General features: G+C 70.6%; 21 protein-coding genes and 3 pseudogenes. 13 read left to right on the forward strand and 11 right to left on the reverse strand.

Features of this window, described 5'->3' with window-relative positions; translation table 11 throughout:
* Window positions 1–75 precede the first annotated feature (75 nt).
* From AB0D34_RS42280 to AB0D34_RS42295, 4 genes and pseudogenes are all read left to right on the forward strand, one after another.
* Window positions 76–1,211: pseudogene (locus tag AB0D34_RS42280) on the forward strand (aldehyde dehydrogenase family protein).
* A complete protein-coding gene (locus AB0D34_RS42285; protein WP_362672261.1) occupies window positions 1,201–2,382 on the forward strand; it encodes an acetyl-CoA C-acyltransferase in 1,182 nt (393 codons plus the stop codon). The pseudogene AB0D34_RS42280 and the gene AB0D34_RS42285 overlap by 11 nt, the downstream one beginning before the upstream one ends.
* The gene (locus tag AB0D34_RS42290; protein WP_362672264.1) at window positions 2,379–3,155 is read left to right on the forward strand and encodes an enoyl-CoA hydratase/isomerase family protein; all 777 of its coding nucleotides are present in this window, start codon (window positions 2,379–2,381) and stop codon (window positions 3,153–3,155) included. Before AB0D34_RS42285 ends, AB0D34_RS42290 begins: the two co-directional genes overlap by 4 nt.
* A complete protein-coding gene (locus AB0D34_RS42295; RefSeq protein ID WP_362672267.1) occupies window positions 3,152–4,018 on the forward strand; it encodes a 3-hydroxyacyl-CoA dehydrogenase family protein in 867 nt (288 codons plus the stop codon). The genes AB0D34_RS42290 and AB0D34_RS42295 overlap by 4 nt, the downstream gene beginning before the upstream one ends.
* Window positions 4,019–4,037: 19 nt before the next feature.
* Here the strand turns inward: AB0D34_RS42295 and AB0D34_RS42300 are convergent, their stop codons facing one another.
* The 7 genes from AB0D34_RS42300 to AB0D34_RS42330 all read right to left on the reverse strand — a co-directional run bounded on the left by AB0D34_RS42300 (window position 4,038) and on the right by AB0D34_RS42330 (window position 13,032).
* Window positions 4,038–4,604 (reverse strand): AAA family ATPase, encoded by a 567-nt coding sequence (locus tag AB0D34_RS42300; protein ID WP_362672269.1) that lies wholly within the window; start codon window positions 4,602–4,604, stop codon window positions 4,038–4,040.
* 229 nt (window positions 4,605–4,833) lie between these two features.
* Window positions 4,834–5,274, reverse strand: a complete 441-nt coding sequence (locus AB0D34_RS42305; protein ID WP_362672314.1) for an SPW repeat protein — start codon at window positions 5,272–5,274, stop codon at window positions 4,834–4,836.
* Between the two features lie 128 nt (window positions 5,275–5,402).
* A complete protein-coding gene (locus tag AB0D34_RS42310) occupies window positions 5,403–7,592 on the reverse strand; it encodes a prolyl oligopeptidase family serine peptidase (protein WP_362672272.1) in 2,190 nt (729 codons plus the stop codon).
* The gene (locus AB0D34_RS42315; protein WP_362672274.1) at window positions 7,565–9,349 is read right to left on the reverse strand and encodes an N-acetylglutaminylglutamine amidotransferase; all 1,785 of its coding nucleotides are present in this window, start codon (window positions 9,347–9,349) and stop codon (window positions 7,565–7,567) included. Before AB0D34_RS42315 ends, AB0D34_RS42310 begins: the two co-directional genes overlap by 28 nt.
* A gap of 171 nt (window positions 9,350–9,520) precedes the next feature.
* A complete protein-coding gene (locus AB0D34_RS42320) occupies window positions 9,521–10,714 on the reverse strand; it encodes a glutamate--cysteine ligase (RefSeq protein WP_362672275.1) in 1,194 nt (397 codons plus the stop codon).
* Between the two features lie 624 nt (window positions 10,715–11,338).
* A complete protein-coding gene (locus AB0D34_RS42325) occupies window positions 11,339–12,223 on the reverse strand; it encodes a DUF2690 domain-containing protein (protein WP_362672277.1) in 885 nt (294 codons plus the stop codon).
* Window positions 12,220–13,032, reverse strand: coding sequence for a peptidoglycan-binding protein (locus tag AB0D34_RS42330; protein ID WP_362672280.1), 813 nt, complete (start codon window positions 13,030–13,032; stop codon window positions 12,220–12,222). Before AB0D34_RS42330 ends, AB0D34_RS42325 begins: the two co-directional genes overlap by 4 nt.
* Before the next feature lie 274 nt (window positions 13,033–13,306).
* Between AB0D34_RS42330 and AB0D34_RS42335 the strand changes: the two genes are divergently transcribed.
* The 3 genes from AB0D34_RS42335 to AB0D34_RS42345 all read left to right on the forward strand — a co-directional run bounded on the left by AB0D34_RS42335 (window position 13,307) and on the right by AB0D34_RS42345 (window position 16,960).
* Window positions 13,307–13,753 (forward strand): peptidoglycan-binding domain-containing protein, encoded by a 447-nt coding sequence (locus tag AB0D34_RS42335; RefSeq protein WP_362672283.1) that lies wholly within the window; start codon window positions 13,307–13,309, stop codon window positions 13,751–13,753.
* 155 nt (window positions 13,754–13,908) lie between these two features.
* Window positions 13,909–15,552: a peptidoglycan-binding protein gene (locus tag AB0D34_RS42340; protein ID WP_362672285.1), complete on the forward strand. Its 1,644-nt coding sequence runs from the start codon at window positions 13,909–13,911 to the stop codon at window positions 15,550–15,552.
* A 205-nt stretch (window positions 15,553–15,757) separates the two neighbouring features.
* The gene (locus tag AB0D34_RS42345; RefSeq protein WP_362672287.1) at window positions 15,758–16,960 is read left to right on the forward strand and encodes a serine hydrolase domain-containing protein; all 1,203 of its coding nucleotides are present in this window, start codon (window positions 15,758–15,760) and stop codon (window positions 16,958–16,960) included.
* A 73-nt stretch (window positions 16,961–17,033) separates the two neighbouring features.
* Here the strand turns inward: AB0D34_RS42345 and AB0D34_RS42350 are convergent, their stop codons facing one another.
* Window positions 17,034–17,612 (reverse strand): TetR family transcriptional regulator, encoded by a 579-nt coding sequence (locus AB0D34_RS42350; RefSeq protein ID WP_362672289.1) that lies wholly within the window; start codon window positions 17,610–17,612, stop codon window positions 17,034–17,036.
* A 64-nt stretch (window positions 17,613–17,676) separates the two neighbouring features.
* On the opposite strand from AB0D34_RS42350, the gene AB0D34_RS42355 reads away from it, so the two are divergent.
* The 4 genes and pseudogenes from AB0D34_RS42355 (at window position 17,677) to AB0D34_RS42370 (ending at window position 21,994) form a co-directional block, all read left to right on the forward strand.
* The gene (locus AB0D34_RS42355) at window positions 17,677–18,927 is read left to right on the forward strand and encodes an MFS transporter (protein WP_362672317.1); all 1,251 of its coding nucleotides are present in this window, start codon (window positions 17,677–17,679) and stop codon (window positions 18,925–18,927) included.
* Between the two features lie 14 nt (window positions 18,928–18,941).
* A pseudogene (locus AB0D34_RS42360) lies at window positions 18,942–19,115 on the forward strand (HAD hydrolase-like protein); the annotation flags it as partial.
* Between the two features lie 52 nt (window positions 19,116–19,167).
* Window positions 19,168–20,073 (forward strand): NAD-dependent protein deacetylase, encoded by a 906-nt coding sequence (locus AB0D34_RS42365; RefSeq protein WP_362672292.1) that lies wholly within the window; start codon window positions 19,168–19,170, stop codon window positions 20,071–20,073.
* Between the two features lie 202 nt (window positions 20,074–20,275).
* Window positions 20,276–21,994, forward strand: a complete 1,719-nt coding sequence (locus AB0D34_RS42370) for a cellulase family glycosylhydrolase (RefSeq protein ID WP_362672295.1) — start codon at window positions 20,276–20,278, stop codon at window positions 21,992–21,994.
* A 7-nt stretch (window positions 21,995–22,001) separates the two neighbouring features.
* On the opposite strand, the pseudogene AB0D34_RS42375 reads toward AB0D34_RS42370, so the two are convergent.
* Window positions 22,002–22,823 (reverse strand): annotated as a pseudogene (locus AB0D34_RS42375) (XdhC/CoxI family protein); the annotation flags it as partial.
* A gap of 25 nt (window positions 22,824–22,848) precedes the next feature.
* Here AB0D34_RS42375 and AB0D34_RS42380 point away from each other — a divergent pair.
* Window positions 22,849–23,229: a TetR/AcrR family transcriptional regulator gene (locus AB0D34_RS42380; protein WP_362672298.1), complete on the forward strand. Its 381-nt coding sequence runs from the start codon at window positions 22,849–22,851 to the stop codon at window positions 23,227–23,229.
* Window positions 23,230–23,327: 98 nt separating this feature from the next.
* The gene (locus AB0D34_RS42385; protein ID WP_362672300.1) at window positions 23,328–25,289 is read left to right on the forward strand and encodes a SpoIIE family protein phosphatase; all 1,962 of its coding nucleotides are present in this window, start codon (window positions 23,328–23,330) and stop codon (window positions 25,287–25,289) included.
* Window positions 25,290–25,423: 134 nt separating this feature from the next.
* Here AB0D34_RS42385 and AB0D34_RS42390 read toward each other — a convergent pair whose 3' ends face one another.
* Both AB0D34_RS42390 and AB0D34_RS42395 read right to left on the reverse strand, forming a co-directional pair.
* A complete protein-coding gene (locus AB0D34_RS42390) occupies window positions 25,424–26,065 on the reverse strand; it encodes a helix-turn-helix domain-containing protein (RefSeq protein ID WP_362672302.1) in 642 nt (213 codons plus the stop codon).
* Between the two features lie 115 nt (window positions 26,066–26,180).
* Window positions 26,181–26,441, reverse strand: a complete 261-nt coding sequence (locus tag AB0D34_RS42395) for a hypothetical protein (RefSeq protein ID WP_362672304.1) — start codon at window positions 26,439–26,441, stop codon at window positions 26,181–26,183.
* Window positions 26,442–26,660 lie beyond the last annotated feature (219 nt).

Consider the following 26,660-nt stretch of genomic DNA (forward strand, 5'->3'; position numbering starts at 1 on the left):
CCCTCTCTTCTCGTCGCCCTCACGCCTGGGCCCAATCCACCCACCAACCGATCGAACGTTCGGCCTGGAGCTTTCATGTCAACCTTCTACGCCCGCCACGCGGACCTGCTCGAACAGGCCGTGGCCCGCACCACCGACAGCGGCTACTGGACGCCGTACCCGGAAACCCGCAGCGCCTCGGTGTACGGGGCCGGGGCGGCGGAGTCGGGCGAGGCGGCCTTCCGCGCCCTGCTCGACCGCGCGTTCCCGCTCGCCGGGCACCCCACCACCGGCACCGTCCCGGCCACGGAGGTGTCGCCGTACGGCTTCCCCCTCGGCATCAGCTACCCGTATCTGGCGCCCGAAGCCGCCGTCGCGACCGCCAAGGTTGCGTCCCAGGCATGGCGTTCGGCGACCCCTGACATCCGGGCCGGCGTGGCGGCCGAGATCCTGGCCCGCCTCAACGCGGCGAGCTTCGAAATCGCGCACGCCGTCCAGCACACCACCGGTCGCCCTTCGTGATGGCCTTCCAGGCGGGCGGTCCGCACGCGCAGGACCGCGGGCTCGAAGCGGTGGCGTACGCCTGGGAGGCGCAGCGGCGCCATCCGGCCACGGCTCGCTGGAGCAAGCCCCGGCGGCGCGGCGGACCGCTGGTCATGGACAAGACCTATACCCCGGTCGGCCGGGGCGTGGCCGTGCTCGTCGCCTGCAACACGTTTCCCACCTGGAACGGCTGTCCGGGACTCTTCGCGAGTCTGGTCACGGGCAACGCGGTGACCGTCAAACCGCACCGGCGGGCCGTGCTGCCACTGGCGATCACCGTGCGGATCGCCCGTGAGGTCCTGGCGGAGGCCGGTTTCGACCCGGACGTGGTGCTGCTGGCCGCCTCGCGGCCCGAGGAGCGCGCCGCTCACGCCCTGGCCACCCACCCCGACGTACGGATGAAGACCTACACGAGTGAGTGGTTCGGTCCCGTCTCCTTGGTCATCGCCACCGACGACACCGCGCACTCCCTGCGCGTCCTGCACGACACCGTACGGCGCCACGGCGCGCTCACCGCCTGCGTGTACGCGACCGGCAAGGTGTTCCCCAACCAGTCCGCCGCCTTCAGCGACTTCCACGGCACGTCGGCCAACCCGGCGGCCAACGCGACCCTGACCGACCCGGCGTTCGTCACCGGCCGATTCTCCGTCCTGCAGTCCTCCACCGAGGAGCACACCGATGTCCGATGAGGTCTACCTGATCGACGGGGCCCGTACCCCGCAGGGCCGTTACGGCGGCGCGCTGGCCTCGGTGCGCCCCGACGACCTGGCCGCGCTCGTCGTGGGCGAGGCCGTGCGCCGCGCCGGAATCCCGGCCGACGCCGTGGACGAGGTGATCCTCGGCGCCGCGAACCAGGCCGGCGAGGACAACCGGGACGTTGCGCGGATGGCCGTACTGCTGGCCGGGCTTCCGCACACCGTGCCCGGATACACCGTCAACCGGCTGTGCGCCTCGGGGCTTACGGCCGTCGCGTCGGCGGCGCAGTCGATCCGTGCGGGCGATGCCGAGCTGGTCGTGGCCGGCGGGGTCGAGTCGATGACCCGTGCGCCGTGGGTGACGGCCAAGCCGGGCACGCCCTGGGCCCGGCCCGGCGAGGTTCACGACACCTCGCTCGGCTGGCGCTTCACCAACCCGCGCCTGCCGGCGACGACGACCGTGTCGATGGGCGAGACCGCGGAGAACCTCGCCGCCCTGGACGGCATCAGCCGCCTGGACTCGGACGCTTTCGCACTGCGCAGCCACCGACGCGCGGTGGACGCGCGGACGGCGGGCCGTTTCGCGGCGGAGATCGTCCCGGTGCCGGTCGCGAGCGGTGAGGTGACCGAGGACGAAGGGCCGCGGCCGACGACCACGTTGGAGCAGCTGAGCGGCCTGCGCACCGTCTTCCGTCAGGGCGGGATCGTCACTGCGGGCAACTCCTCACCGCTGTCCGACGGGAGTGCCGCTCTGGTGGTGGCGAGCGAAACCGCGGTGGAGCGCTACCGACTGACTCCCCGGGCCCGGGTCGTCACCGCCGCCTCGGCCGGGGTCGAGCCTCACCTGATGGGACTCGGCCCGGTGCCGGCCACCGCCAAGGCGCTGGAACGGGCGGGCTGGACCGCCGAGGACCTCGACGCGATCGAGCTCAACGAGGCTTTCGCCGCCCAGGCTCTGGCGGTCGTACGACGGCTGAAGCTCGACCCCGACCGCGTCAACGCCGACGGCGGAGGCATCGCCCTCGGCCACCCGCTGGGCTGCTCCGGCGCCCGCATCCTCCTCACCCTGCTGGGCCGACTGGAACGCGAGGGCGGCCGACGGGGCCTTGCGACCCTGTGTGTCGGGGTCGGACAGGGTGTGGCGATGCTCGTGGAGCGGGTGTGAGCGCGCGCGAGGAGGCGTCGTACGAGAAGACGGCGTACGAGACGCTGACGGTCGAGGAGCGCGCCGACCGGGTGGTCGTCACCCTGCGGCGGCCTGCCGCCCGCAACGCCATCAACACCCGCATGATCGCCGAACTGCACCGCGTGTGCGAGGAGTTGGAGCACACCCCGAAGCTCCTCCTGCTCACCGGGCACGGCGGGGTCTTCGCCGGCGGTGCCGACATCGGCGAACTGCGGCGGCGCGGGCGGGACGAGGCACTGGAGGGGATCAACAGCCGCCTGTTCGAACGGGTACGCAGGCTGCCGCTGCCCACCGTGGCCGCCGTGCCCGGCTGGGCGCTGGGCGGCGGCGCCGAGCTGGCGTACGCCTGTGACGTCAGGCTCGCCGGGCCCAACGCGGTCTTCGGCAACCCCGAACCGGGCCTGGGCATCCTCGCCGCCGCCGGTGCGTGCTGGCGGCTGCGCGAGCTGGTGGGCGAGTCGGTGGCCAAGCAGGTCCTGCTCGCCGGACGCGTCCTCGATGCCCCCGCCGCACTCGGCTGTGGGCTGGTCCTGGACGTCGTAGCGGAGGACCGGCTGGCCGACGAAGCGCACGCGCTGCTCGACCGGATGGCCCGCTCCTCGGCGCTCGCCCTGCGGCTCACGAAGCTCGTCACCGACGCCCAGGGGGCGCATCCGCTGGCCGACGACCTCGCCCAGGCGGTGCTCTTCGAAAGCCCGGACAAGGAGGAGCGGATGACGCGCTTCCTGGAGAAGCAGGGAGGCCGGGCATGACCTCGGCAGCAGCGCCACCCGCAGTGGTGGGGGTCGTCGGCGGCGGTCGCATGGGCTCCGGCATCGCCCAGTCCTTCGCGGCCGCCGGGTCGCGGGTGGTCGTGGTGGAGCGCGACGGAGCCACGGCGGCCGCGGCAATGGAGCGGGTCGCCAAGGGACTTCGGCAGGCGGCCGAGCAAGGGACGCTCGCCGGCCTGCCGGACCTCACGGTGCCGGACCTGGTGACCGTCGTCTCCTCGGTCGCCGAACTGCCCCACGACACCGACCTGGTAGTCGAGGCGGTCTTCGAAGACGCGCCACTCAAGGGCGAGTTGCTCGCCGCCGCCGAGGACGCCGTGCACGACGGATGCGTGCTGGCCAGCAACACCAGTGCCCTGTCCGTCACCGAACTCGCGGCGGGCCTGAGGATTCCGGGGCGGTTTCTCGGGATGCACTTCTTCAATCCCGTGCCGGTGTCCGCCCTCGTCGAACTGGTCCTGACGCCTGACACCGCAGCACCGACCCTGGCCTCGGCGGTCCGCTGGACGCACGCCCTCGGCAAACAGGACGTCGTCGTCAAGGACTCGCCCGGGTTCGCCAGCAGCCGTCTCGGCCTCGCCCTCGGACTTGAGGCGATCCGCATGGTCGAGGAGGGCGTCGCCGACCCGGAGGCCATCGACACGGCCATGCGCCTCGGCTACCGGCACCCGATGGGCCCGCTGCGCCTGACCGACGTGGTGGGACTCGACGTGCGCCTGGCCATCGCGGAGCACCTGCACGCGACGCTCGGCGAGCGGTTCGCGCCGCCGCGGCTGCTGCGGGAGAAGGTCGCCCGCGGCGAGCTGGGCCGCAAGTCCGGTCAGGGGTTCTACCGATGGCAGTGAACGGCCGGCCGCCCACTGCTCAGAGTTCGAGAGCAGGAAGAGCGGCCAGGCCGGTGTCGTGCATGATGCGGTCGATGGTCGCCTCCAGGGTGCTGTCGGCCTCGATGACGGTTTCGATCGCGCCTGTCAGGAGGTCCAGGGGGCGGTACCAGTCGCGCAGCTGCGGTTCGCCGACCTCGTTCGCGATCGGCTTGGTGGCGTGCCGGACGAGGGTCTGCTCGAACGGCACGTGGAGGTAGTAGGCGTGGGTCGGGCCCCGGTGGTCGGCGCGCAGCCGGGCGAGCATCTCACCGTAGCGGTCGGCGTACAGGAGCCCTTCGACGACGACGTGGTAGCCGGCGTCCAGGGCGTAGCGGGCCGTCAGGTCGATCAGTCCGATGTTCGGCGCGCCCGGCCGGTCCCGCTCGCGCAGCACGATGCGGCGCAGGTTGTCCTGACCGACCAGGGCCAGACCGCGGCCGAACCTCTCGCGCAGGCCGGCCGCGACGGACGACTTGCCCGAGGCACTGTTGCCGCGCAGGATGACCAGCCGGGTCTCTTCGGTGCCCACCATCACGGCGCTCACGCTACCGGCAGCCACGCACATCCTCTGCAAGTCCCCCACACCATGCTTCCGGGGACGCGATGTTCGACGCGGCGGACTTCCTGCGAGCGCTGAGCCCTTGTGTGACGGTGGAGCTTCCGCACTGAGCGGCAGCTGTGCGGTTCGTTGCCCGCTCGGCGCCGGCACTGTCCGCCACCAGCGGCTCCACGCCGCGGCCCTGCCTGTGCCCGGGCGGGCCAGGCCGCGGGCAGCAACGGTAAATCCTGCCTACTCAGACGGACGTGCGTTCTCCTCGCGACGGTCGCTTCTCGCTGGCGACGGCACTGGCGGCCAGAGCCATCAGGAGGCCGATGGCGCCGACGATGACGTTGTTCCAGATGGTCCTGGTGGTGCTGACGTCACCGGAGACGGCCCATGGCGAGATGATGGTCCACGCGCCGAGCGCGCAGGCGGCCCACGCCATGCTGTGCGTACGTTCGTAGGCGCGGCCGAAACCTCCGCTCATCAGCAGCGCGTAGGCGATGCCGACGACGAGGTTGTTGATGGCCAGGGCGGACAGGTTGCTGAACCCCGCGATCCATGGGGAGGCCGCCAGGTAGACGCCGGTGAGGAAGGCCATGGATTCGATGGCCTGCGCCCTCGGCGTGCTGGTGGCGCGCTCCGCCATCTCATGACGGTTGCGCATGGCGACGATGTCGGGATGGGTCTCCATCGACGACCTGGGAGAGGTTGTCACTCCCATCACCTCCGGAAAGTTCCGGTTGGTTCCAGTTGGTTTGTGGACATATCGGGTACCCCAGCCGCCCGGTGGTCGAACCCTCACCCATGGTGGCGAGAAAATCACGGGGGGAGGTGGCGCTCCATCCAGTCCGCCGCCGCCCGGCGGAAAAGTCGCCGGTTGTCCGCGCGCAGGAAGTCGTGGCCCTCGTCGCGCAGAGTGAGGAGTTCGGCGGCGACACCGCGTGCACGCGCGGCCCGTACGAACTGCTCGGACTCCCCCGGTGGCACGTTGGTGTCGTGTTCGCCGTGGACGGCGAGCAGCGGGACCCGCAGGGCGTCGATGCGGCTCATCGGGGAGAGGGTGCGCAGCAGCTCGCGGTCGTGCTCGGGGTGGCCGTACTTGTGTGCCGCCGACTCCGCGAGCCAGGGCTCCGTACCGGCGAAGAAGGTCAGCAGGTCGGACATGCCGCAGACGGCGACGCCGGTACGGAACAGACCCGGGTGCCACACGAGGGAGGCGAAGGTCAGATAGCCGCCGTACGAGCGGCCCATGACCGCCAGCCGGGTCGGGTCGGCCGGACCGGCCGTCACGGCGTGGGTCGCGCAGTCCGCCACGTCGTCCAGAGCGGCGAAGCGGCCGGCGCCGAGGTCGGCGTCGACGAACGACCTGCCGTGCCCCGAGGAGCCGCGGACATCGGGGGCGAAGACATCCAGTCCGCGCCCCAGCAGCTCGTGGTAGAGCGGGTTGAACACCGGGCGTTCCTGTTCCTCGGGACCGCCGTGCAGATGGATCACGCAGGGCGCCGGCTCGCCCGAGGGGCGCCCCGGTGCCCGGTAGTACCAGCCGCTCAGCGGCAGTCCGTCCCGGGCCGTGAGGCGCAGGGGGACGGGGCGCACGGGCGGGCGGCCCGGTGGGACGGCGTCCTCGTCACGGGAGGACCACGGAGTGCGGGGCGTATACGCGCCGTCGTGGGTCCATACACCCGGCCGACGCTGCGAGCCGGACAGTGCCAGCACCAGTCCCCCCGGGCCGGCCGCCACGATCCGCGTGACGACTTCGTGGGGCAGGGGGATGCGACTGGTCGTCCCGACCGGGCCGTCCGGGGCGGGTGCAGTCGGGGAGATCGCCATGGATTCGAGTTCGCTCGCGCCCTGCACGTTCCACGCCAGCACGGCGGTGCGGCCGCCGTGGGCGAAGGCCAGCAGTTCGAGGTCGCTGCCCTCGCGCTCCGCCACTACAGACCTGCCGCGCGGGGTGCCGTCGGCGTCGAGAGCGACGGCGACCAGTGCCGCGTACTCGCGGTCGGCGTTGCTGCGCAGCCACAGCGTCCGCGCGTCGGGTGAGAACCGGCCGATCCACGGATCGCCGTCGGCGACGGGAACGGTGCAGGTCGTCGCCGAGTCGGCGATGCGCCGGAGGACCGCTTCCCGGCGTCCGCGCGGCCCCCGCCGCAGCAGCACGAGCGCGCCGTCGCGACTGAGGTCGCACACGCGCAGGGTGGCGGCGTGCGTCTCGGTGGCGAGCAGGACGGGTGATGCCAGGCCGTCGGGATCGATCAGGTAGGCGGACAGGCCGCCGCCGGAGCGGACGGCGGGTGCCGCCGGGGTGGTGAGGTCGATCTGTGGTGCGGTCGGCCCTGTCCCCGGTCCCACGTCGTACGCGGCCGCACGCAGGAGCGTCGGGTGGCCGTCGCGGTCGGCCCAGTCGGCCGGCAGGCGGGTGCCGTCGGGGTGGCTTTCGGCGGACCCGACGTCCACGGGGTCCCCCGTACCGTCTCCGTACGCGCGGGTGGGCGGGGCGGCGACGGTGACGGCGACGGCCGAGCCGTCGTGCGCCCAGCGGCCCAGGTGGGCGGATTCGGCCGGGTCGGCGCCGGCCAGGATGTGCCGGTCGGAGCCGTCGGGCCGCACGCACAGCACCCGGGTGTGTTCGCCGCCGCCCGGTGCGGTGGTGTAGGCGATCCAGCGGCCGTCCGGTGACCAGGAGACCTCTTTGACGGGGTCCGGGGAGGAGTCGAGCAGGTGCACGTCGTCACCGTCGACGGGGCCGGCCCACAGCTGGGGGACGCCGCCGCGGTCGCAGATGAACGCGACCCAGGTGCCCTCGGGGTCGGCGGAGGGGTACCAGCAGCCGTGTGCCTGCAGCCGGGTCACGACGTTCCGGGGGCCTCCGGCCTCGGGCAACGGCACAGGGGCCGGGGCGGCGGCGCAGCCGGTCGGGTGGGCGTCCGGCCACGGGGCGGGCGCCGCTCCGCGCGAGATCCGTGCGGTCGGCTCCTCGGTCACTTGATCCCGTGCGTCTGCAGCCATATCTCCAGCAAAGCTACCTGCCACAGGGCGTTGGCTCCGCGTTTGGTCCGGTGCGCGTCGGGCGCCGCGAGCAGTTCGGCCACGTACGACTCCTGGAAGACGGCCCGGCCTTTCGCCTCGGGGGCCTCCAGTGCCTCGCGGACCCGGTTCAGGACGGGACCCGCCATGTGCTTGATCGCCGGGACCGGGAAGTAGCCCTTGGGGCGGTCGACGACTTCGAGAGGCAGAACCTTGCGGCCCGCTTCCTTGAGCACGCCCTTGCCGCCGTCGGCCAGTTTGAGTTCCGGTGGGCAGGCCGCGGCCAGTTCCACCAGTTCGTGGTCGAGGAACGGCACCCGGGCCTCCAGGCCCCAGGCCATGGTCATGTTGTCGACGCGCTTGACGGGGTCGTCCACGAGCATGACGAAGGTGTCGAGCCGAAGGGCCGCGTCCAGGGCGGTCTGCGCGCCGGGTACCGCCATGTGCTCCCTGACGAAGCGGCCCGAGACGTCGTCGGCGGTCAGCATGGAGGGCTGGAGGACGTGGGCGAGATCGGCGTGCGGCCGGTCGAAGTACGTCTCGGCGTAGCGCTCCGGTTCCTCCTCGCGGGCGACCTCGGCCAGCTGCGGATACCAGTGGTAGCCGGCGAAGACCTCGTCGGCGCCCTGCCCGCTCTGCACGACCTTCACATCCTTGGACACCTGTTCGGACAGGAGGTAGAAGGCGACCACGTCGTGGCTGGTCATCGGCTCGCTCATCGCCGCGACCGCCCCGTCCAGGGCTGTCGAGACCCGGTCGGAGGGGACCATCAGCCGATGGTGGTCGGTGCCGAACTCCCGGGCGACCAGATCCGAGTACCGGAACTCGTCGCCCTCCTCCCCGCCCTCCGCCTCGAACCCGACGCTGAACGTCATCAGGTCGCGCTGGCCCTCCTCGGCGAGCAGCGCGACGATCAGACTGGAGTCGAGGCCGCCCGACAGCAGCACTCCGACCTGCACGTCGGAGACCATCCGGCGGCGTACGGCCGTACGCAGCGCCTCCAGGACCATGTCACGCCACTCGTCGGGGCCCATGCCCGCGTGTTCCGTTCGCCGCGTGTACGACGGCTGCCAGTACCGGTGGTCCCGGTGGGTGCCGTCGGGCTCGACTACGCGCACGGTGGCCGGAGGGAGCTTGCGCACCCCGTTGAGGACGGTGCGCGGTGCCGCCACGGTGGCGTGCCAGCTCAGGTACTGGTGGACGGCGACAGGATCGAGCGAGGTGTCCACGCCCCCGGCGGCGAGGAGGGCGGGCAGCGAGGAGGCGAACCGCAGCCTGCCCGGTGTCCGGGCCAGGTACAGCGGTTTGATGCCCAGCCGGTCACGGCCGAGCACCACGCGGCCGGTGCGGTGTTCGACGAGGGCGAAGGCGAACATGCCGTAGAAGTGCTCGACGCAGGCGGTCCCCCACTGCCGGTAGGCCTTCAGCACCACCTCGGTGTCGGACGTCGACTCGAAGCGGTGGCCGAGGCGGCGGAGCTCTTCGCGCAGTTCCCGGTAGTTGTACACGCAGCCGTTGAAGACTCCGGTGAGCTCGCCCCCGGTGTCGGTCATCGGCTGTGCTCCGAGATCCGACAGGTCGATGATCTTCAGTCGTCGGTGTCCCAGCGCCACCGCGCCATGTGTCCAGATTCCCTCGCCGTCGGGTCCGCGCGTGGTCAGCCGGTCAGTCATGCGTTGCACGGCCCCGAGGTCGGGCCTTCGGCCGTCGAAGCGGATCTCCCCGCTCACACCGCACATGACAGGCCGCCTCCCTTCCGGACACCACAGGGTGCGTGCCGGTACGGGGGTGCGGGGGCGCGCGTGCCGGTCACGATCCTGAGGGGGCTGCTGGACATGATGAAGCCTCTCGTGAACAGGTGGAGTGATGCCGCGGGGCGTCCTGCGCCGCTCATGGCGGTCACCGGCCCCTCAGTGGCCGATGGCCTCCGGAGCCCCGGAGTCGACGGGGGGACCGGCCGTGCCCATCCCGAAGGGCGGCATGTTCCCGCGGTCGGCGGGTGCCGGCCTGCGTCCCCTGCGCTCGCCTCGGGTCTCGGCGATCAGCATGTCGACGCAGGACAGCAGGTCTTCCTCCTGTGCCGTGCGGCGCATGCGCCGGGCGGCGCTGCCGTCGGCGAGGGCCGCCTCGGTCAGCGGCTTTACGGTGCGCCAGTCACCGTGCGTCTCGAGCGCGGGGCGCAGTCGGGTGAGGAGCTTGCGCGCGACCCGGGGCGCGGGTGTTTCCCGGTGGGTCTCGGGGTCGACCAGGGTGCCCTCGAGGCCGGACCGGGCGGCCCGCCAGGAGGCGCCGCGCAGCCATTCGTGCCGCCCGTCGCACGCCCGTGCCCCGCCTTTCGCGAGCCGCCCGAGAGCCTCGGTGACCAGGGCGCGGAACAGTCCGGCGATGAGCACGACAGTCTCCACGCGGGGGCAGGCGTCACAGATCCGGAGTTCCAGCGTCGGCAGATGCGCGGACGGGCGGAGGTCGTAATAGATCATCCCCGCGTCGCTGATGATCCCGGCCTGGATGAGGTCCTGTACCGCGGCGTCGTACTCGGCCGCGTTCGCGAAGCACGGGGCCGGACCCGCGGTGGGCCAGCGCTGCCACAGCACGGTGCGCCAGCTGGCGTAGCCGGTGTCCGACCCCTGCCAGAACGGAGAGCTGGCGGACAGCGCCAGGAGTACGGGCAGCCAGGGAGAGACGGCACACATCACCCGTACCGCCGTGTCGCGGTCGGGGATGTCGACGTGGACCTGGGCGCCGCAGATGAGCTGCTCGTCGGCGACCTTGCCGTACTCCTCGACCATGTGGCGGTAGCGCGTACCGGCGGTGGGGTGGGCGGAGGCACCGGGTGCCAGCGGGGCCGTACCGGCGGCCACGGCCGCCAGCCCCAGCGAGGAGGCGGCGGCGTCGAGCTGCCGTCTCGTGGTGGAGAGGTCGGCGTACAGATCGTGCAGCGTCGAGTGCACTGCGCTGTTGGACTCCACGGTGGACTGGTGCAGCTCGGTCGTGAAGGTCCGCTGGGGGAGGCGTCGCAGGACGAGGGCGGCACGCGGCACAAGCAGCCCGGTCTCCACCTCCAGGACGTGGAACTCTTCCTCCACTCCGATACGAATGCTCACGGTCGCTCCTTGAGGTGCGTGACGCCGTCCCGTCCCCGGGCGATCCCTCAGCGGGGGCTGCGGCGGCGTGTCGTGCACCACCAAGTTCCCAGGACAGCGATGCGTAAGCGGAACGGTGCCCGTTTGTCGCAGGCACCTCACAGATGAGCGCAATTATACGGAGGTACGGCCTGCGCGGCGCGGGGAGCGGGCAGGAGGTCGTACATCCACCACGCCGTTGGCAGGTTCACTGTCTCCCTGCCGTCCTCGGACTGCGCCTCCCGGAACGTGGCCGCGGAGGTCAGGAGCACGTCCCACGGCTCGGGCCGGTCGGGCAGCGGCCGCTCCGGAGCCGTACCGCCGTCGCCCAGGCCGCGTTGTACATCCCGAACCCCGCCAGGGCCGCGGCACATCCGCCCAACGGTCTGCCCAGCGCACCCGAGTAGTCCTGTTCCGTACGCCGAAGGGCCCCGCGCACCCGTTGCCGCAGATGGCCGTCAGCTGTGATGCCCATGGGCCGCTCCGCCGCATCCGGAGGTGGCGTCCTCCTGCTCTCATGGGCGGGCAGCCGGGCCTCCATTCGGCCAGACGGCAAACGACGCAGTCGCACCTTGACCGCTCCCGACGGCCGTGTTCAGGGCAAGATCACAGTCCCATGCGGGGAATGGCCTTGAAGCATTCCTTTCCGCCGCCGGCCGCAGGGCTGAAGCAGGCCCGCACGGATGTTCCGGGGCCGACCACGCTCATGAGGGTGTGGACGTAGGTGTCCGCCTCGTGCGGGGTGGTGACCTGGGCGCTGTGCAGGGAGCCGTGCGGGCCTCCTGCCCGGATCTCGACGCGGTCGCCCACGACAGCGCCCCACATCCGGGCCCAGCTCGTCCCGCACTCCTGGCTGTAGCGGATCTGGATCCAGGCGCCGGTAGCGGACTCGTGTTCGGCGAGGGTCAGCGGCTCGGCACCACATCTCGTCGTGATCGGGTCCTTGTCCTGACAGGCGGTGTGCCGGCACAGCGCCCCGGTCGCCACAGGGGGCAGGGTGGACGGTGGCGCCTCCTCACGGTGCGACGGGGGAAGGTTGACGATCACGAGCGTGCCGAGGACGACGGCGCAGATCGACGTGAGGGCGGTGACGACGTTCACGCGCCTGTGGTCGTGGTCAGTCGGGGCCGTCTCGCTCGGGCCGGTGTCGGTTCGGCCGGTGGTGGGGGCGGGGGCCGGCGTGTCCGTCCGGGCGGCCGTGCGCTGTCGGGCCGGTGTTCCCTGGGTCGGCGTGCTGTCGTCTGTCCGGTCCGCGCGGGCGATGTCCAGGAGCGCCAACGAGCGGTCGGCGGGTTCGTCGGCGAGACGGCACAGCTCTCTGACCGCGCTGCGCGGTGGCAGGCTCTTGGCGTTGAGGTAGCGCTCCCAGGACGACTTGCTGTAGGTGGTCGCGTTCGCGAGCTGCGCGAGGCTCAGTCCGGTGCGCTGCCGCAACTGCTGGAGTACGGCAGCCAGTCGGGCACCCGGCGGCGAGGGTGCGCCGGGTGTCATCCGCGCAACGCCTTCCAGGAGCGCGGGCCCAGCATGCCGTCCACGACAAGGCCCGCGCGCTGCTGGAACGTCTTGACCGCCCGCAGCGTCAGCGGGCCGAACATTCCGTCGATCCCGCCGGGTGAGATGCCCGCCCGGCGCAGCAGACACTGCGCCTCGGCGACGTCGGCGCCCGTGGCGCCGTAGACGATCTCGGTGTTGCGACCCTTGTTGATGCCGGCCGACCAACGGCCGTCGATTCGGGTGATGCGGCAGGTGTAGGAGGGCGGTGGGGAGGAGGCGGTGGTGCGGGGCGGGACGGTGACGGCCGCCGGGGTGGTGTCGTCGCCGAGGCGCAGCACGAGCAGCAGCGCCGCCAAGAGGGCTACGGCCAGGGCGGCGACGCCTGCGGTGAGGGCGAGGTGCGGGAAGTGGCCGGGAGCCGGTTCGGTGGCCCTTGGTGAGATGCCGGTGTTCGGTGTGGCCGGTGATGCGACTTGCGGGCCGGTCGGACTTTCCGGTTGCCCCTGTTCCCGCTGCTGCCCGGTGGGCCTGGCGCGGCGGCCGGCCCGGGTGTCGACGGCGATCTCGTGCAACGCCAGCAGGGGGACGGGATCCGTGCCGGTGATCCGGGCCAGCGACTCCACCGCCTCCCGCGGCGGCAGCGACGTACCTCCGAGGTACCGCTCCCAGGACTTGGCGCTGTAGCCGGTCTTGGCCGCGAGCTGGCGCATCGTCAGCTCGCTGTGATCCTTCAGCCGGCGTAAGCGTGCCGCCAACTGCCGTGCGCTGGGGTCCGGTTCCGCGGGCAGCGTCGTGGAGCGCGGCATGTTTCCCCCAAAGCGGTCGTCAGCATGGTCAGTGCGTGAACAGAGATCTCCTCCGCTGCTGCGCATTCTGCATGAGCACGCCACATCTGTCACAGGCGTCCCACATCACCGTCCCGCGGAACGCTGTCGTCGCAGCTCAGCAGGGTGACCGTCCCGGAAGACCGCCACCTGTCCCCCAGCCGTGGCGGCCGTGCCCGCAAGCCCTGCACCTTGGTCCCGCCACTTGCTCCGCCCGGCGGCGCAAGTGCCGACCCCACAACCGAAAGAGGAACGCATGCGACCGAACGCTCTGGGCAGGACCATCGCCGGCCTCATCGCCGTTGTCGGCCTCGCCGCCGGCAGTGTGGCGACCGCGGGCACCAGCTTCGCGGCGACCGCGAGCACCGCGCAGACGGCGGCGGCAGCCCAGCCCGCCGCCGTGGCCGCGACGCAGAACTTCGGTCTGACCTCGGCCGAGGCCAAGAACGTCCAGGACTTCCTCGCGGACTACTGGGGCTACACGGGCGCCATCGACGGTCAGCTGGGCACCAACAGCTGGAAGGCCTTCCAGCGCTGCCTCGCGACGTACTGGGGCTACACGGACGACATCGACGGGGACCCGGGCCCCAACACCATCAAGGCGCTGCAGCGACTGCTGAAGGACAGCTACGGCTACACGGGCGCCATCGACGGCATCGCCGGGCCGGGCACCCGGGCCGCGTTCAAGCGCTTCGCCGCCTGACCCGTACGACTGCCTGACCGGGCCGTTCGTCGAACGACCGGGCGCGGCCCGTCCCTGCCCGGCAGGGACGGGCCGCGCATCTGTGTTCACGCTCCCCCTCAGTACCGGTTCCCTCACGCCTCACCCTCCCGCAACCGAAGGAGAACCTCGTCGCCATGGGAAGACTCGCATTCCTCGTTCGCACCGAAGACGCGAACCCACCGCATCGGAACACGCACCGCACCGCCACGCCGTGGCGGATCCGCGTCGGGACCTTCGCCGCCACCGCGGCGATGGTCTCGGCCGGCATCGTGCTCGGTGCCGGTCCGGCGTCCGCGGCGCCGGCCCCGATCAGGCTGACGTCGGCGTCCTGCCCCAACGAGATCGTGCAGGGCCAGACGAGCGGTTGTGTCACGGAGTTGCAGAACCTGCTCAACGCGCACGGCGCGGGCCTGGTGGTGGACGGCCAGTTCGGCGCGAACACCCTGTACGCGGTCCGTGAGTACCAGGCCGCCACCGCGATCGCCGTGGACGGCCGGGTCGGCCCTGCGACCAAGAGCAAGCTGTACGCGACCGGTGGCTCGGCACCCGCCCCCGTCAACCTCAACTCCTCCTCGTGCCCCGCGAACCTCGTGCAGGGCGCCAAGGGCGGATGCGTCACCGAGCTCCAGCGGCTGCTCATCCACCACGGCTACGTGGTCGACGTGGACGGCGACTTCGGTGCCGGCACCGCGAGTGCCGTCCGAAGCTTCCAGTCCGCCCACGGCCTCACGGTCGACGGCCAGGTCGGCACGAACACCAAGCGCGCGCTGTACGACACCGACGAGTCACCGTCGACGGGCCTGGACCTGAGGTCGGCGTCCTGCCCGGCGAACATCGTGGAGGGGCAGAGCGGCGGTTGCGTCGCCACGCTGCAGTCCCTGCTGAACGGCAAGGGACAGAGCCTCGACGTCGACGGCAGTTTCGGCCCGCAGACCCTGGCGGCCGTCAAGGCGTTCCAGTCCGCGAGCGGCCTGTCCGTCGACGGCCAGGTCGGTCCGAACACCAAGGCCGCCCTGTACTCGAACATCGGTGGTGGCGGCGGCAATGGCGCACCCGCGCCGGTCAACCTGAACTCCGCATCCTGCCCGAACGAGATCGTTCAGGGCCAGCGCAGCGGCTGTGTCACCGAGTTGCAGAGCCTGCTCAACCACCACGGCGCCGATCTCGCGGTCGACGGCGACTTCGGCCCGCTCACCGGCAGCGCCGTCAGGGACTTCCAGGCCGAGAAGGGTCTCTCGGTCGACGGCCAGGTGGGACCGAACACCAAGGCCGCCCTGTACGGCGCGGTCACCCCGCCATCGTCGCCCCCGCCCGGCGGCGGATACGCCAGGATCCTCGACGTGGCGGCGGCCGAGGCCGGCACGGTCGAGGGCAGCGCCCGCGCGAACAGCTACGGCGCGTCCGTGGGTCTTTCGCTGTCCACCAGCAGCTACGCCTGGTGCGCGGCCTTCGTGAGCTGGGTGGCCCAGCAGACCGGGGCCAGCTCCTACCGCAACTCCTACGTCTCGGGCTGGGTCAAGCAGGCGCGGGCCGGCAACTACCACCTGTCGGTGACCACCAGCCCCCAGCCCGGTGACATCGTGGCCTTCGACTGGGACGGCGGAAGCGACTTCACCGGCGGCAACGAGCACATCGGCATCGTGCGGACGGTGTCCGGGTCGTCCTTCACCACCGTCGAGGGCAACACCAGCAACCCCAACGGCGGCGGCGACGGCGTCTACGTCAAGTCCCGCGCCACGAACAGCGGTTACGACGTGGTCTTCATCAGGGTGCGCTGAGCCCACAAGAAGCGCCGGCCGGAACACCAGTTCGTTGCGCACTGGTGTTCCGGCCGGCCCTCCATCATCCGCCTAGTGCGTCAGAGCGACTCTCGCCGCGCTGAACGGGTGGACTCAGGCCCAGGCGATCACGCGGAAGGCTCGCGTCGCCGGCGCGGATGGTGACGTGGCTCCCCCGCCCCGCACCTGGAAGAGGCACTCAGACGTGAGACGTCGTATCCCCGCCCGCCGTGTCTTCGCCGCAGCGCTGCTCGCCGCGTCTCTTCTCGCTCCGCTGGCAACGGCCCCGGCCACCGCCGCCCAGCCCCGCACACCTCAGCGGTCCTTCGACGAGGACTGTCCCCCGCACGGACTCGACCCCGCGCTGACCTCGCGGCTGGACAAGGCCATCGAGAAGGTCCGCCGACAGGCCGGCGTTCCCGGTGTCGTCGCCGGGCTGTGGATGCCGGGCAAGGGCAGCTACGTCCGTGCGACCGGCATCGCCGACAAAGTCTCCGGCGAGCCCATGAACACCGGTGTCTTCGTCCGGATCGGCAGCGAGACCAAGACCTTCACGGCCACCGCGCTGCTGAAGCTCGTCGACGACGGCCGGGTCCGACTCGACGACCCGATCTCCAAGTACGTCCGTCACGTGCCCAACGGATCGCGGATCACGTTGCGCCATCTCGCCGAGATGCGCAGCGGACTCTTCCCGTACACCGAGGACGCGGGCTTCCAGCACGATCTGCTGAGCGACCCGCAGCGGTCGTTCACCCCGCAGCAGGTACTGGCGTACGGCTTCAAGCACAGGAACACCTTCGAGCCGGGCGCGCAGTTCCAGTACTCCAACACCAACTTCACGCTGCTCGGCCTCGTGGTCGAGAAGGTCAGCGGGCAGCGCCTCGGCGACTTCATCGAGAAGCGGGTGCTGCGACCGGCCCGCCTCTCCCACACACTGCTTCCGGACCGGTCCGAGTTTCCGCAGCCGCATCCGCGCGGCTACACCAACCAGACGCTGAGCGGTGAGGTCGCCGACAGCACGGACTGGAACCCCAGTTGGGCCTGGGCGGCCGGAGGGATGATCTCCGACCTGCACGACCTGCGTCGCTGGGCGAGGATCGTCGCCACCGGCACTCTGCTGCGGCCAGAGACCCAGGCGCAGCGACTCAAGCTGCTGCCCACCGGTCACCCGGGCACGAGCTACGGCCTCGGCATCTTCGACAGCGGTGGCTGGATCGGGCACAACGGCTCCATCCCCGGCTACCAGACCGTCACCGTCTATCTGCCCTCGAAGAAGGCCACCCTGGTACTGATGATCAACACGGACATCGCGTACCAGGGTCAGGAGCCGTCCTCCCTGCTCGCGCGCGCGATCACTGAGATCGTGACGCCGGACAACGTCTATGACCGGCAGGCCCCCACGCAGTAGACGAGCACAGACCGAGGGTCCCAGCGGAAATACGTGGTGAGGTGGCGGACTTCATGCTCGTCGAGTCGTACGGTCACGACTCGGCTGTCGGCCTCACCGTGCGGCGATCGACCACGGCACGGACGATCGCCGCCACGTCGGCGCGGTCCGTGGGCCGGGCATCGACGGAGTTGTGGATGGAGAACCCCTCGACGAGCGCGTCCAGGGCCCGGGCCGTGAGGGGGTCGAAGTGTCTGGCCAGGGAGTCCCGGCTGGCCTGCATCCACGAGCGCATGACGTCCCGCAGTTCCGGGTGGCGTGCCGCGAAGGCGTACAGCTCGTAACTGAGCAGGAGATTGCGGTCGGTCCCCCAGACCTTCCCGCAGATGATCTCGACGACGGCGTCCTGGGCTTCCTCCGCGGTCCGCGCCGCTGTGAGCAGTGCGCCGTAGCGCGAGGAGACGGACTCGGCGAGGCGCGTGAACGCCTCGGTGAGCAGGTGCTGCATGTCGTCGAAGTAGTAGGTGAGTGAGCCGAGCGGAACCTCCGCGGCTGCCGCGATTCTGCGGAACGTCACCTTGATGGCGCCGTGCTCGGCGATGACGTCGAGGGCCGCGTCGAGGATGCGCTCGCGCCGCCCGGGATCGTTGGGGCCGCGGTTGCTACCGGTCATCCGAGTGTTCCGCCTTCTCTTCTCCTGAGCCCAGCAGTTATGTACATTTGTGCATACCCGATGGATACGGGACTCGTCGCCTGCCCGCCCATTCTTCCGAGCCCCGCGGAGCCTCCTCTTGACAGACCCCGCCGTGCGCCGGCGCCGCCAAGCCCTCTACCTCTTCTTCTTTCTCCCCGGCATCGCCATGTCCTCCTGGGTTACGCGCACTCCCGACGTGCGGGACCAACTGGGCGCGTCCACCGCGGAGATGGGGCTGATCCTGTTCGGCCTGTCCATAGGATCGATGATCGGCATCCTGTGTTCCGGCCGCTTCGTGGCACGCCTGGGCACCCGGCCCGTGATCGTACTCGGCACCACCTTGATCATCACTGCCACGATCGTCATCGGAGCCGGCAGCGCCCTTTCGTCGGCCCCCCTGGTCACGGCCGGGCTCTTCCTGTTCGGCGCAGGCATGGGGTCGGGAGAGGTGGCGGTCAACGTGGACGGCGCCGATGTCGAGCGCATCACCGGCGCACCGGTTCTGCCCACACTGCACGGCTGCTTCAGCCTGGGCACGGTGGTCGGCGCCCTGGCCGGCATGACCGCCACGGCCGCGGCGGTCCCCGTCCACTGGCATCTCGCCGTGATCACACTGGCCTCCACGGGGATGCTGATCCACGCCTCACGGGCGCTGCCGACCGGCGTCGGCCTCAGCACGCGGCCTCGGACGCCCGACCCCGCCGAACGCTCCGGGCCGCAGGTCTGGAAGGACCGCAAGCTGCTCCTCATCGGCGCCATCGTGCTGGCCATGGCCCTGGCCGAAGGAGCGGCCAACGACTGGCTGCCCCTGCTGATGGTGGACGGGCACGGCCTGGACGCCACGGCCGGCTCACTCGTCTATGTCGGATTCGCCGCCGCGATGACACTGGGGCGGTTCTGCGGCACGTTCTTCCTCGTCCGTTTCGGGCGTGCCGTCGTCCTGCGCGCGAGCGCCCTCTCCGGTGCCCTCGGACTCGTCCTGGTGATCTTCTCCGACAACGTGGCCGTCGCGGCGACCTCCGTCGTCTTCTGGGGGCTTGGCGCCTCTCTCGGCTTCCCGGTGGCCCTGTCGGCGGCCGGCGACTCGGGCCCCGACCAGACCGCGCGCGTCTCTCTGGTCGCCATCATCGGCTACGTCGCCTTCCTCGTCGGGCCGCCGGCCCTCGGCTTCCTGGGTGACCACTACGGGCTGCGTACGGCCATGGTCGCGGTGCTGGTGTTCGTCGCCTCCGCCGTCTTCATCGCCCCCGCCGCCGACACCCGTGACCGCGCCAGGGCGACGTTGGATGCCTGAGGGGGCTGTCGGCGATGGCCGGCGACGATCCCGAGACCGACATCGTCGGCGGCCACGACGCGGGACTGCGCACCATCTGGGTCACCGGCCGCCCCTGGCCCGACGGACTGATGACGCCACACCACACGGTCGACGACGTCGTCGAGGCTGTCGGCCACCTGCTCGACGAGGACGCGGCACGGCCCTGACGGCCGCCTGCCGGCACAGCCGCACTCCAGGCCCTTTCGTACCCTGGCACTCATGCGGACGCGCCCCACACTTCACTGGACCCCTCCCCCGGACCTGCCACCGGGTACCACCGACCTCCAGCCAGTGGTCGATGCGCTGAGCGCCGGCGGTGTGCTGGTGCTCAGCGGGGCGGGCATCTCCACGGAGTCGGGCATCCCCGCCTACCGGGGCGAGGGCGGAAGTCTGAGTCGGCACACGCCGATGACCTACCAGGACTTCACCGCCGGCGCGCAGGCACGGCGAAGATACTGGGCGCGCAGCCATCTCGGGTGGCGTACCTTCGGCCGCGCCCGTCCCAACGCCGGGCACCAGGCTGTCGCCGCGTTCGCTCGACACGGACTGCTCTCGGGGGTGATCACCCAGAACGTCGACGGTCTGCATCAGGCCGCCGGCAGCGAGGGGGTCGTGGAACTGCATGGGAGCCTGGCAAGAGTTCGGTGTCTGGCCTGCGACGCCGTCACCTCACGCCATGACCTTTCCGTACGGCTAGAAGAGGCCAACGCGGCATTCGAGCCGGTGGCCGCGGAAATCAACCCCGACGGTGATGCCGACCTGTCCGACGAACAGGTCGCCGGCTTCCGCGTCCTGCCCTGCGCGGACTGTGGCGGCATCCTCAAACCCGATGTGGTGTTCTTCGGCGAGACCGTGCCCGCGCAACGGATCGAGCACTGCCGCCAGTTGGTCCGTGAGGCGAGCACACTGCTGGTTCTGGGCTCCTCGCTCACGGTGATGTCCGGACTGAGGTTCGTCCGCCAAGCGGCTCAGGCGGAGAAGCCCGTCCTCATCATCAACCGGGATGCCACCCGCGGTGACCAGCTCGCCCACACCCGCGTCAGCCTGCCGCTGGGAACGGCTCTGCGCTCTGTCGCAGACGGGCTGCACCTTCCCGTCGGCGGGTCGACCCTCCACCGAGCGTGACCTGCACCCACGGTCCGCGCGCCTGACGCGCCATTGTCGGAAGCGCTTCGACGCGCAACCTTTCCAACTCGAAGCAGATTCCATACGGATCAGCCCGTTCTCTCCGCCGCCACGCTGCGCTAGGCTCCCGCAACGTGTCGAAGCGCTTCGACTTCGAGCGCCTTCGACACGGGGAAGGCCTTTCGACTCAATGGAGAGCTCTATGCCGCGTTCAGCCGGTTTCACTCGCCGCCAGGTCGTGACGACCTCCGCGGTCCTCGCCGTCACGGCGGGGTCCATCCCGACGGCGGCCCAGGCCGCTGCCCGGTCCGCCGGTACCGCCGCGTCGGCGTCCGCGCTGGACGTGGTCGCGGACATGCAGCCCGGCTGGAATCTGGGCAACAGCTTCGAGGCCATCGGCGCCGACGAGACGGCGTGGGGCAACCCACGGGTGACCCAGGCGTTCTTCCGCAGACTGAAGGCGCAGGGCTTCAGAAGCATCCGGATCCCGGTGACCTGGGGTCAGCACGAGGGCCCGGCTCCGGCCTACACCCTGGACCCCGCGTTCCTCGCCAGGCTCAAGCAGGTGGTCGACTGGGCCCTGGCCGACGGTTTCTACGTTCTGATCAACATGCACGGCGACGCGTGGCAGTGGGTGCCGAACATGCCGGCCCAGCATGACGCGGTCCTGGCCCAGTACACCGCCACCTGGCGGCAGATCGCGGCCACCTTCCGGGACGAGCCGCGCCGACTGCTCTTCGAGAGCATCAACGAGCCCTTCTTCAACGGTAGTTCCGGCGACGAGCAGAACGCCGCCTTGATGAACGAGCTCAACACGACCTTCCACTCCGTCGTGCGCGCGACCGGCGGGAACAATGCGGACCGGCTGCTTGTCATGCCGACGCTCGGGGACACCCCGGACCAGCCCAAGATCGACACGCTGCTCGCCACCTTCGCCGCGCTCGACGACCCGAACCTCGTGGCCTCGATCCACTACTACAGCTTCTGGCCCTTCAGCGTGAACCTCGCCGGCTACACGACCTTCAACGCGGCCACCCAGCAGGACCTGACCGACACGTTCGACCTGCTGCACAGGTCCTTCGTGGCCAAGGGGATCCCGGTCGTCGTCGGTGAGTACGGGCTGCTCGGCTGGGACTCCGGGCCCGGCACGGTCGAACAGGGTGAGACGCTCAAGTACCTCGAGTATCTCGGCTACTACGCGCGCTACCGGGGCCTGACCACGATGCTGTGGGACAACGGCAGTCGCTTCAACCGCCGCACCATGCAGTGGAACGACCCGGCCCTCTACGCGCAGATACGTTCCAGCTGGACAGGGCGTTCCGGCACCGCGTCCACCGATCAGCTCTTCGTGCCCAAGGGCAAGACCCCGACGGACGCGACGATCACGCTGAACCCCAACGGCACCAGGCTGGTGAGGATCGACGTCGGCACCCGTCCCCTGGTCCGGGGCGTGGACTACACCGTCAGCGGCAGCACGCTGACGATCGCGGCGGCGACGCTCAGCCGGCTGACCGCGTCTCAGGAGTACGGCACGAATGCCGTCCTGTCCCTCCGGTTCACGGAAGGAGTTCCCTGGGCCGTCAACGTCATCACGTATGACAAGCCGGTGCTGACGAGCGCGACGGGTACGACGACCTCGCTGGTGATACCCACCGCGTTCAACGGCGACAAGCTGGCGACCATGGAAGCCGTCTACGCCGACGGCACCGCCGCCGGCCCGCAGTCCTGGACGACGTACAAGCAGTTCAACGTGGCCTTCACCCCGGACTACACCGCAGGCACGATCACCTTGCCGACGGCGTTCTTCGACGAGGTCACCGACGGCTCCGCCGTGACCCTCACCTTCCACTTCTGGAGCGGGACAGTGTTGACGTACAAGCTGACCAGGTCCGGCACCGCGGTCACGGGCACCTCTGTCTGAAACTGGCTCAGGGTGTCGCGTTCGCGTACGCGGCCACCCGCGCCGGTCGCCCCTGCCGGCGCACCTCGGTGTCGTGGTGGATCGGTGTGTGCGAGTCGCTCAGGGGAAGCCCTGTTCCGCCGTGGCGGGCGGCGTCGATCTCGGCCGCGATGGACAGGGCGGTCTCCTCGGGCGTGCGCGCCGAGATCGAGGCCGATGGGTGAATGGAGCCTTGTCAGTTCGGCTTCGGTGAGGCCGGTTTCGCGGAGTCTGCGATCGCGGTCCTCGTGGGTGCGGCGGGAGCCCATCGCGCCGATGTAGGCGACCGGTAGTCGCAGGGCCGTCTCCAGGAGGGGTACGTCGAACTTGGCGTCGTGGGTGAGGACGCACACCACGGTGCGGTCGTCGGTCTCGGTTTGGCTCAGGTAGCGATGCGGCCAGTCGACGACGATGTCGTCGGCCTCGGGAAACCGTGTCCGGGTGGCGAACACGGGCCGGGCGTCGCACACCGTGACGTGGTAGCCGAGGAACTTGCCCATGCGCACCAGGGCCGCCGCGAAGTCGATGGCGCCGAAGACGAGCATGCGCGGCGGCGGCACGCTCGACTCGACGAACACGGTCAGGTCGGGCTCGCAGCGGGAGCCGTCCCGTGCGATGTCGAAGGTGCCCGTGCGGCCGGCGTCCAGCAGGGAGCGGGTTTCGTCGGCGAGGGCGCGGTCCAGGTCCGGGTGTCCGCCGAGTCCGCCTTCGTACGATCCGTCCTGACGCACCGCCAGCGCCCGCCCGAGGAGATCTGCCGAGCCCTGGACCACGCGGGCGAGTGCCACCGCCAGGCCCTCATCGAAGCGCTCGCCACCTCGGCGAAGCAGCAGCTCATGGAGTCCGTGGCGGACGCGCACATGGACACCGCCCCACCGCTCGTGGCACTGCACCGCGTCACGGTGAACGTTCTGCGGATCAAGAGCGTCTGGCGGTTCACCCTCGGCCACCCTCTCGCCGCCCCCCCCCTCACCGCGGCGATCTGGTCCGAGGTCAACGCCGGCGCCCTTGAGTTCTTCACCCGGGCCCAGCGCGAAGGACTCCTCGCCCCGGACACGGACCTCATGTGGGCCCGGCGGGTCTACTACGCCCTCGTCGACGAGGCCCAGCACGGAGGCGGCGCGGATCTGGACCCGGACCAGGTCCGGCAGAACGCGGACGCACTGGCCACGCTGGTCGTCGACACGTTTCTGCGCGGCATGGGACCCCACGGCTGAACCGCCCGGTCGGCGGCCCCCGTCCCGTCTTGCCGTCCGCCGTGCACCGTACGATCGTGGACAGTGCCTTCGCACGAGGCAGAAGGGCCGGGTGCGCCATGCATCGCACCGGCGGGCCGCCCGGCCGACGCGCACGGCAGCCGGACCAGGCCCACCCCGCCGAGTCCGTGACCATAGCGGTGACGGACGGGGACACACGTGTCGCCTACTGGAGCCGCGAGGCCCAGGACCTGCTGGGATACACACCTGCGGAGATCATCGGCCGGCCCCTGGACGATCTGGTCTCCGCCGACGGGGCGACGCTGCGGCATCGCGACGGCGGTCTGCTGGACACGAAGGTCCACCTGAGCCCGTTGCTCGGCGCCGCGCAGCAGCGGCACTTCCTCGTGACGACCGTTCCGTCACCGGGGACGGGGAAGCTGCAGGACCTCATGTGGTGGATGCTGGAACAGCAATCCCCGTCGCTCTCCATCTACGACCGTGACGGGCGGCTGCTGTGGGCCAACGAGGCCACACGGCGGGTGGTGGGCTTCGCCCAGAGTGAGGTCCGCGGCCGACGTCTCACCGAATTCCTCCCGGAATCCGCGTTCGAGGAGGCGGAGCGCAGGATCCTCAGGGTCGGCGAGACCGGCAAGCCGGAATACACCGAACTGTTCGTAGCATTCCCGCGTGAACCCCGGGCCCATGCCTGGGCCGTGGACGTCTTCCCTCTCAAGGACGCGCACGGCCGGGTGCACGCGGTGGGCCTGATGGCCAACGACGACTCCGAGCAGCACCACAGCCTCGAACGCATGGCCCTGCTCAGCGAGGCCAGGACCCGCATCGGCGCGAGTCTGGACGTGGCGGGAACCGCCCAGGAACTCGTCGACGTGACCGTGACGATGTCACGCTTCGCCGACTTCGTCAGCGTCGATCTGCTGAAGGACGTCTTCCGTGGCGTGCTTCCCGGCCCCAGTGCCCGTACGGGACCCCTCTCGCTGCGACGAGCGGCGCAAGGCGGCACCCGACCTCTCCCGCCCGACGCCACCCCTGGCGTCGGCGCGGTCCACACCCACCCGCAGTCGTCTCCCGTCGTCCGCTGCCAGGTCACCGGCCGTACGGTGCTGAGCCACCTGCAGGACCCCGACATCGTGCGCTGGCTTGCCGAGGACCCCGTCCAGGCGGCGCATGCCCGCACCCTCGGAACGCACTCCCTGCTCGCGGTGCCCGTCCGCGCCCGCGGCGTGATCCTGGGAGCCGCCCTCTTCCTCCGGCACACGGCCTCTCCGGAGCCTTTCTGCTCCGATGACCAGACCGTCATCGAGGACCTGGTGGCCAAGGTCGCCGTCTGCCTGGACAACGCCCGTCGCTTCACCCACGAGCGTGGCATCGCGCTGGCGCTCCAACGGTCCCTGCTGCCGGGGAGGCCGGCCCTCCACCCTGCTGTGGAGACGGCGTCCCGTTATGTGCCTGCGGGCAGCAACGCCGGGGTGGGCGGCGACTGGTTCGACGTGATCCCGCTCCCCGGCGCACGTGTCGGCCTCGTCGTCGGCGACGTCGTAGGGCACGGCATCAGTGCCTCCGCCACCATGGGCCGCCTGCGCACAGCGGTGCGCACCCTGGCCGACATCGACCTGGCACCCGACGAGCTCCTCACCCACCTCGACGACATCGTGACCCATTCCGGGCTCCCCCATGACGCCGACGACATCGGCGACGCCCCGGCGACACAGATCCCGGGAGACGTCGGCGCCACCTGCCTGTACGCCGTTTACGACCCCGTCTCCCGCACGTGCTCACTGGCCCGCGCCGGCCACCCGCCGCCGATCCTGGTCGGCCCGGACGGAACGGCCCAGGTCGTGGACCTGCCGGCCGGCCCTCCCCTCGGCCTGGGCAGCCTGCCCTTCGAGGCGGTGGAATTCACGCTGCCGGAAAACAGCATGCTGGCTCTGTTCACCGACGGCCTCATCGTGGAACTCGGCGTAGGTGAAGTGCCGATCCCCGTCGATCACGGCGGTGCGCTCCGGAAACCCCGCCGCCGACCGGTCCAGGAAGGACACGGGACTCAGCGACTCGAATGACAGGGCAGGTATCAAGGCTTGCTCCGTTACATAGCGGGGACCATCAGGACCGCCCGCGTTGCTGCCAGGTCACACGGGCCGACACGCTCACCGCGGACGGAGCAGTGGGGACCCGCGGAGCGAACCTCTCCCCGCTAAATCCCCACGTACACCGGGTAATCGATCTCTGTACCGGACATCAGGTCGAAGGCACGCTCGACCAGTTCGTCCGATCCGACGGCCACCCGCACATCGCCGGACCGAACCGCGTCGGCCACCTGGGTGCCGCCGAAAATCAGCTTGAGATAGGTCCGGGTACGACAGTGGATCTCAAGGTCGGGACGAACGGGTGCCGGGCCGCTCCTCGTCCACATCCGGCCGTCGGCAATCTCGACGTGGAATGTTTCTCTGCCCACGTGCAGTTCGTAGATCTCCTTGAGACCTGCGAGCTGGTCCGGCGTCACAAGGCTCGAAACGCTCAGGGCGATGAGGTCGGCGCGGGTCGTCGTCTGGTCGATCTCGGGAGACGGGGGAAGCCCCAGACCCCAGCGACCGAGCCCGATGAGCGGCTCACGAAGCTGCTCGCCCCTCTCGGTGAGCTCGTAGACCGCCACACCGGCGGGCGGCGGAAGCGTGCTCCGGCGAACGACATCGGCGGCCTCCAGACTGCGAAGACGCGTGGTCAGACGGTTCGGCCCCAGAGCCGGGAGCGTGTCGACGAGATCCTTGAACCGCTTGGGTCCGAGCAGCAGTTCCCGCACGATCAGAAAGGTCCACCGTTCGCCGAGGATGTCCATGGAACGGGCGAGCGGACACATCTGGCCGTATGTTCTTGCAGTCGTCATGCCCCTACTGTACGGCTCGACAAGTCCTCGCTATACGGCTTGTACACCACGCACGTGTGCGCCGGACTCATCGCCGTAGGCCCACTGCGTCGGCGAAGGCTTCGAGTTCCCGGCGGATGTCGCCGGCGGGCTGATACGTGATCTCGGTGACCCCCTGAGCCGCCAGCTCCTTCACCCTGGCGAGGACATCGTCGGCCGTGCCGGTGAGGGTGTGCCCGAGAAGCGTGTTGCCCCCGGCGTTCCAGGCGGCGGTGTCCGCCTGGTTCAGACGCAGCAGGTGTCCGTCGTGCACCGCGAGGTGGCGTTCGGCTTGCGGGGTCTCCAGCACGACGGCCAGCCATTCCGGCCCGCCGGGCAGCGCCTTGACCGCTTCATCACCGCCGAGTTCGTAGGAGACGTGGAACAGCTGCGCCAGCGCCGGGCCCGCCGCCGTGCGCAGTCGCTCACTGCTGAGAGGTCGTTTTCTCCCGTTGTTTCATCCAGGGATGCGGATTTGATCCGGTGATGTCGGGTGGCGCCAGGAGATGGTGTTCTCGCCGGTGAGGCG

It is taken from the genome of Streptomyces sp. NPDC048420 (assembly GCF_040651535.1).
Lineage (GTDB): Bacteria > Actinomycetota > Actinomycetes > Streptomycetales > Streptomycetaceae > Streptomyces.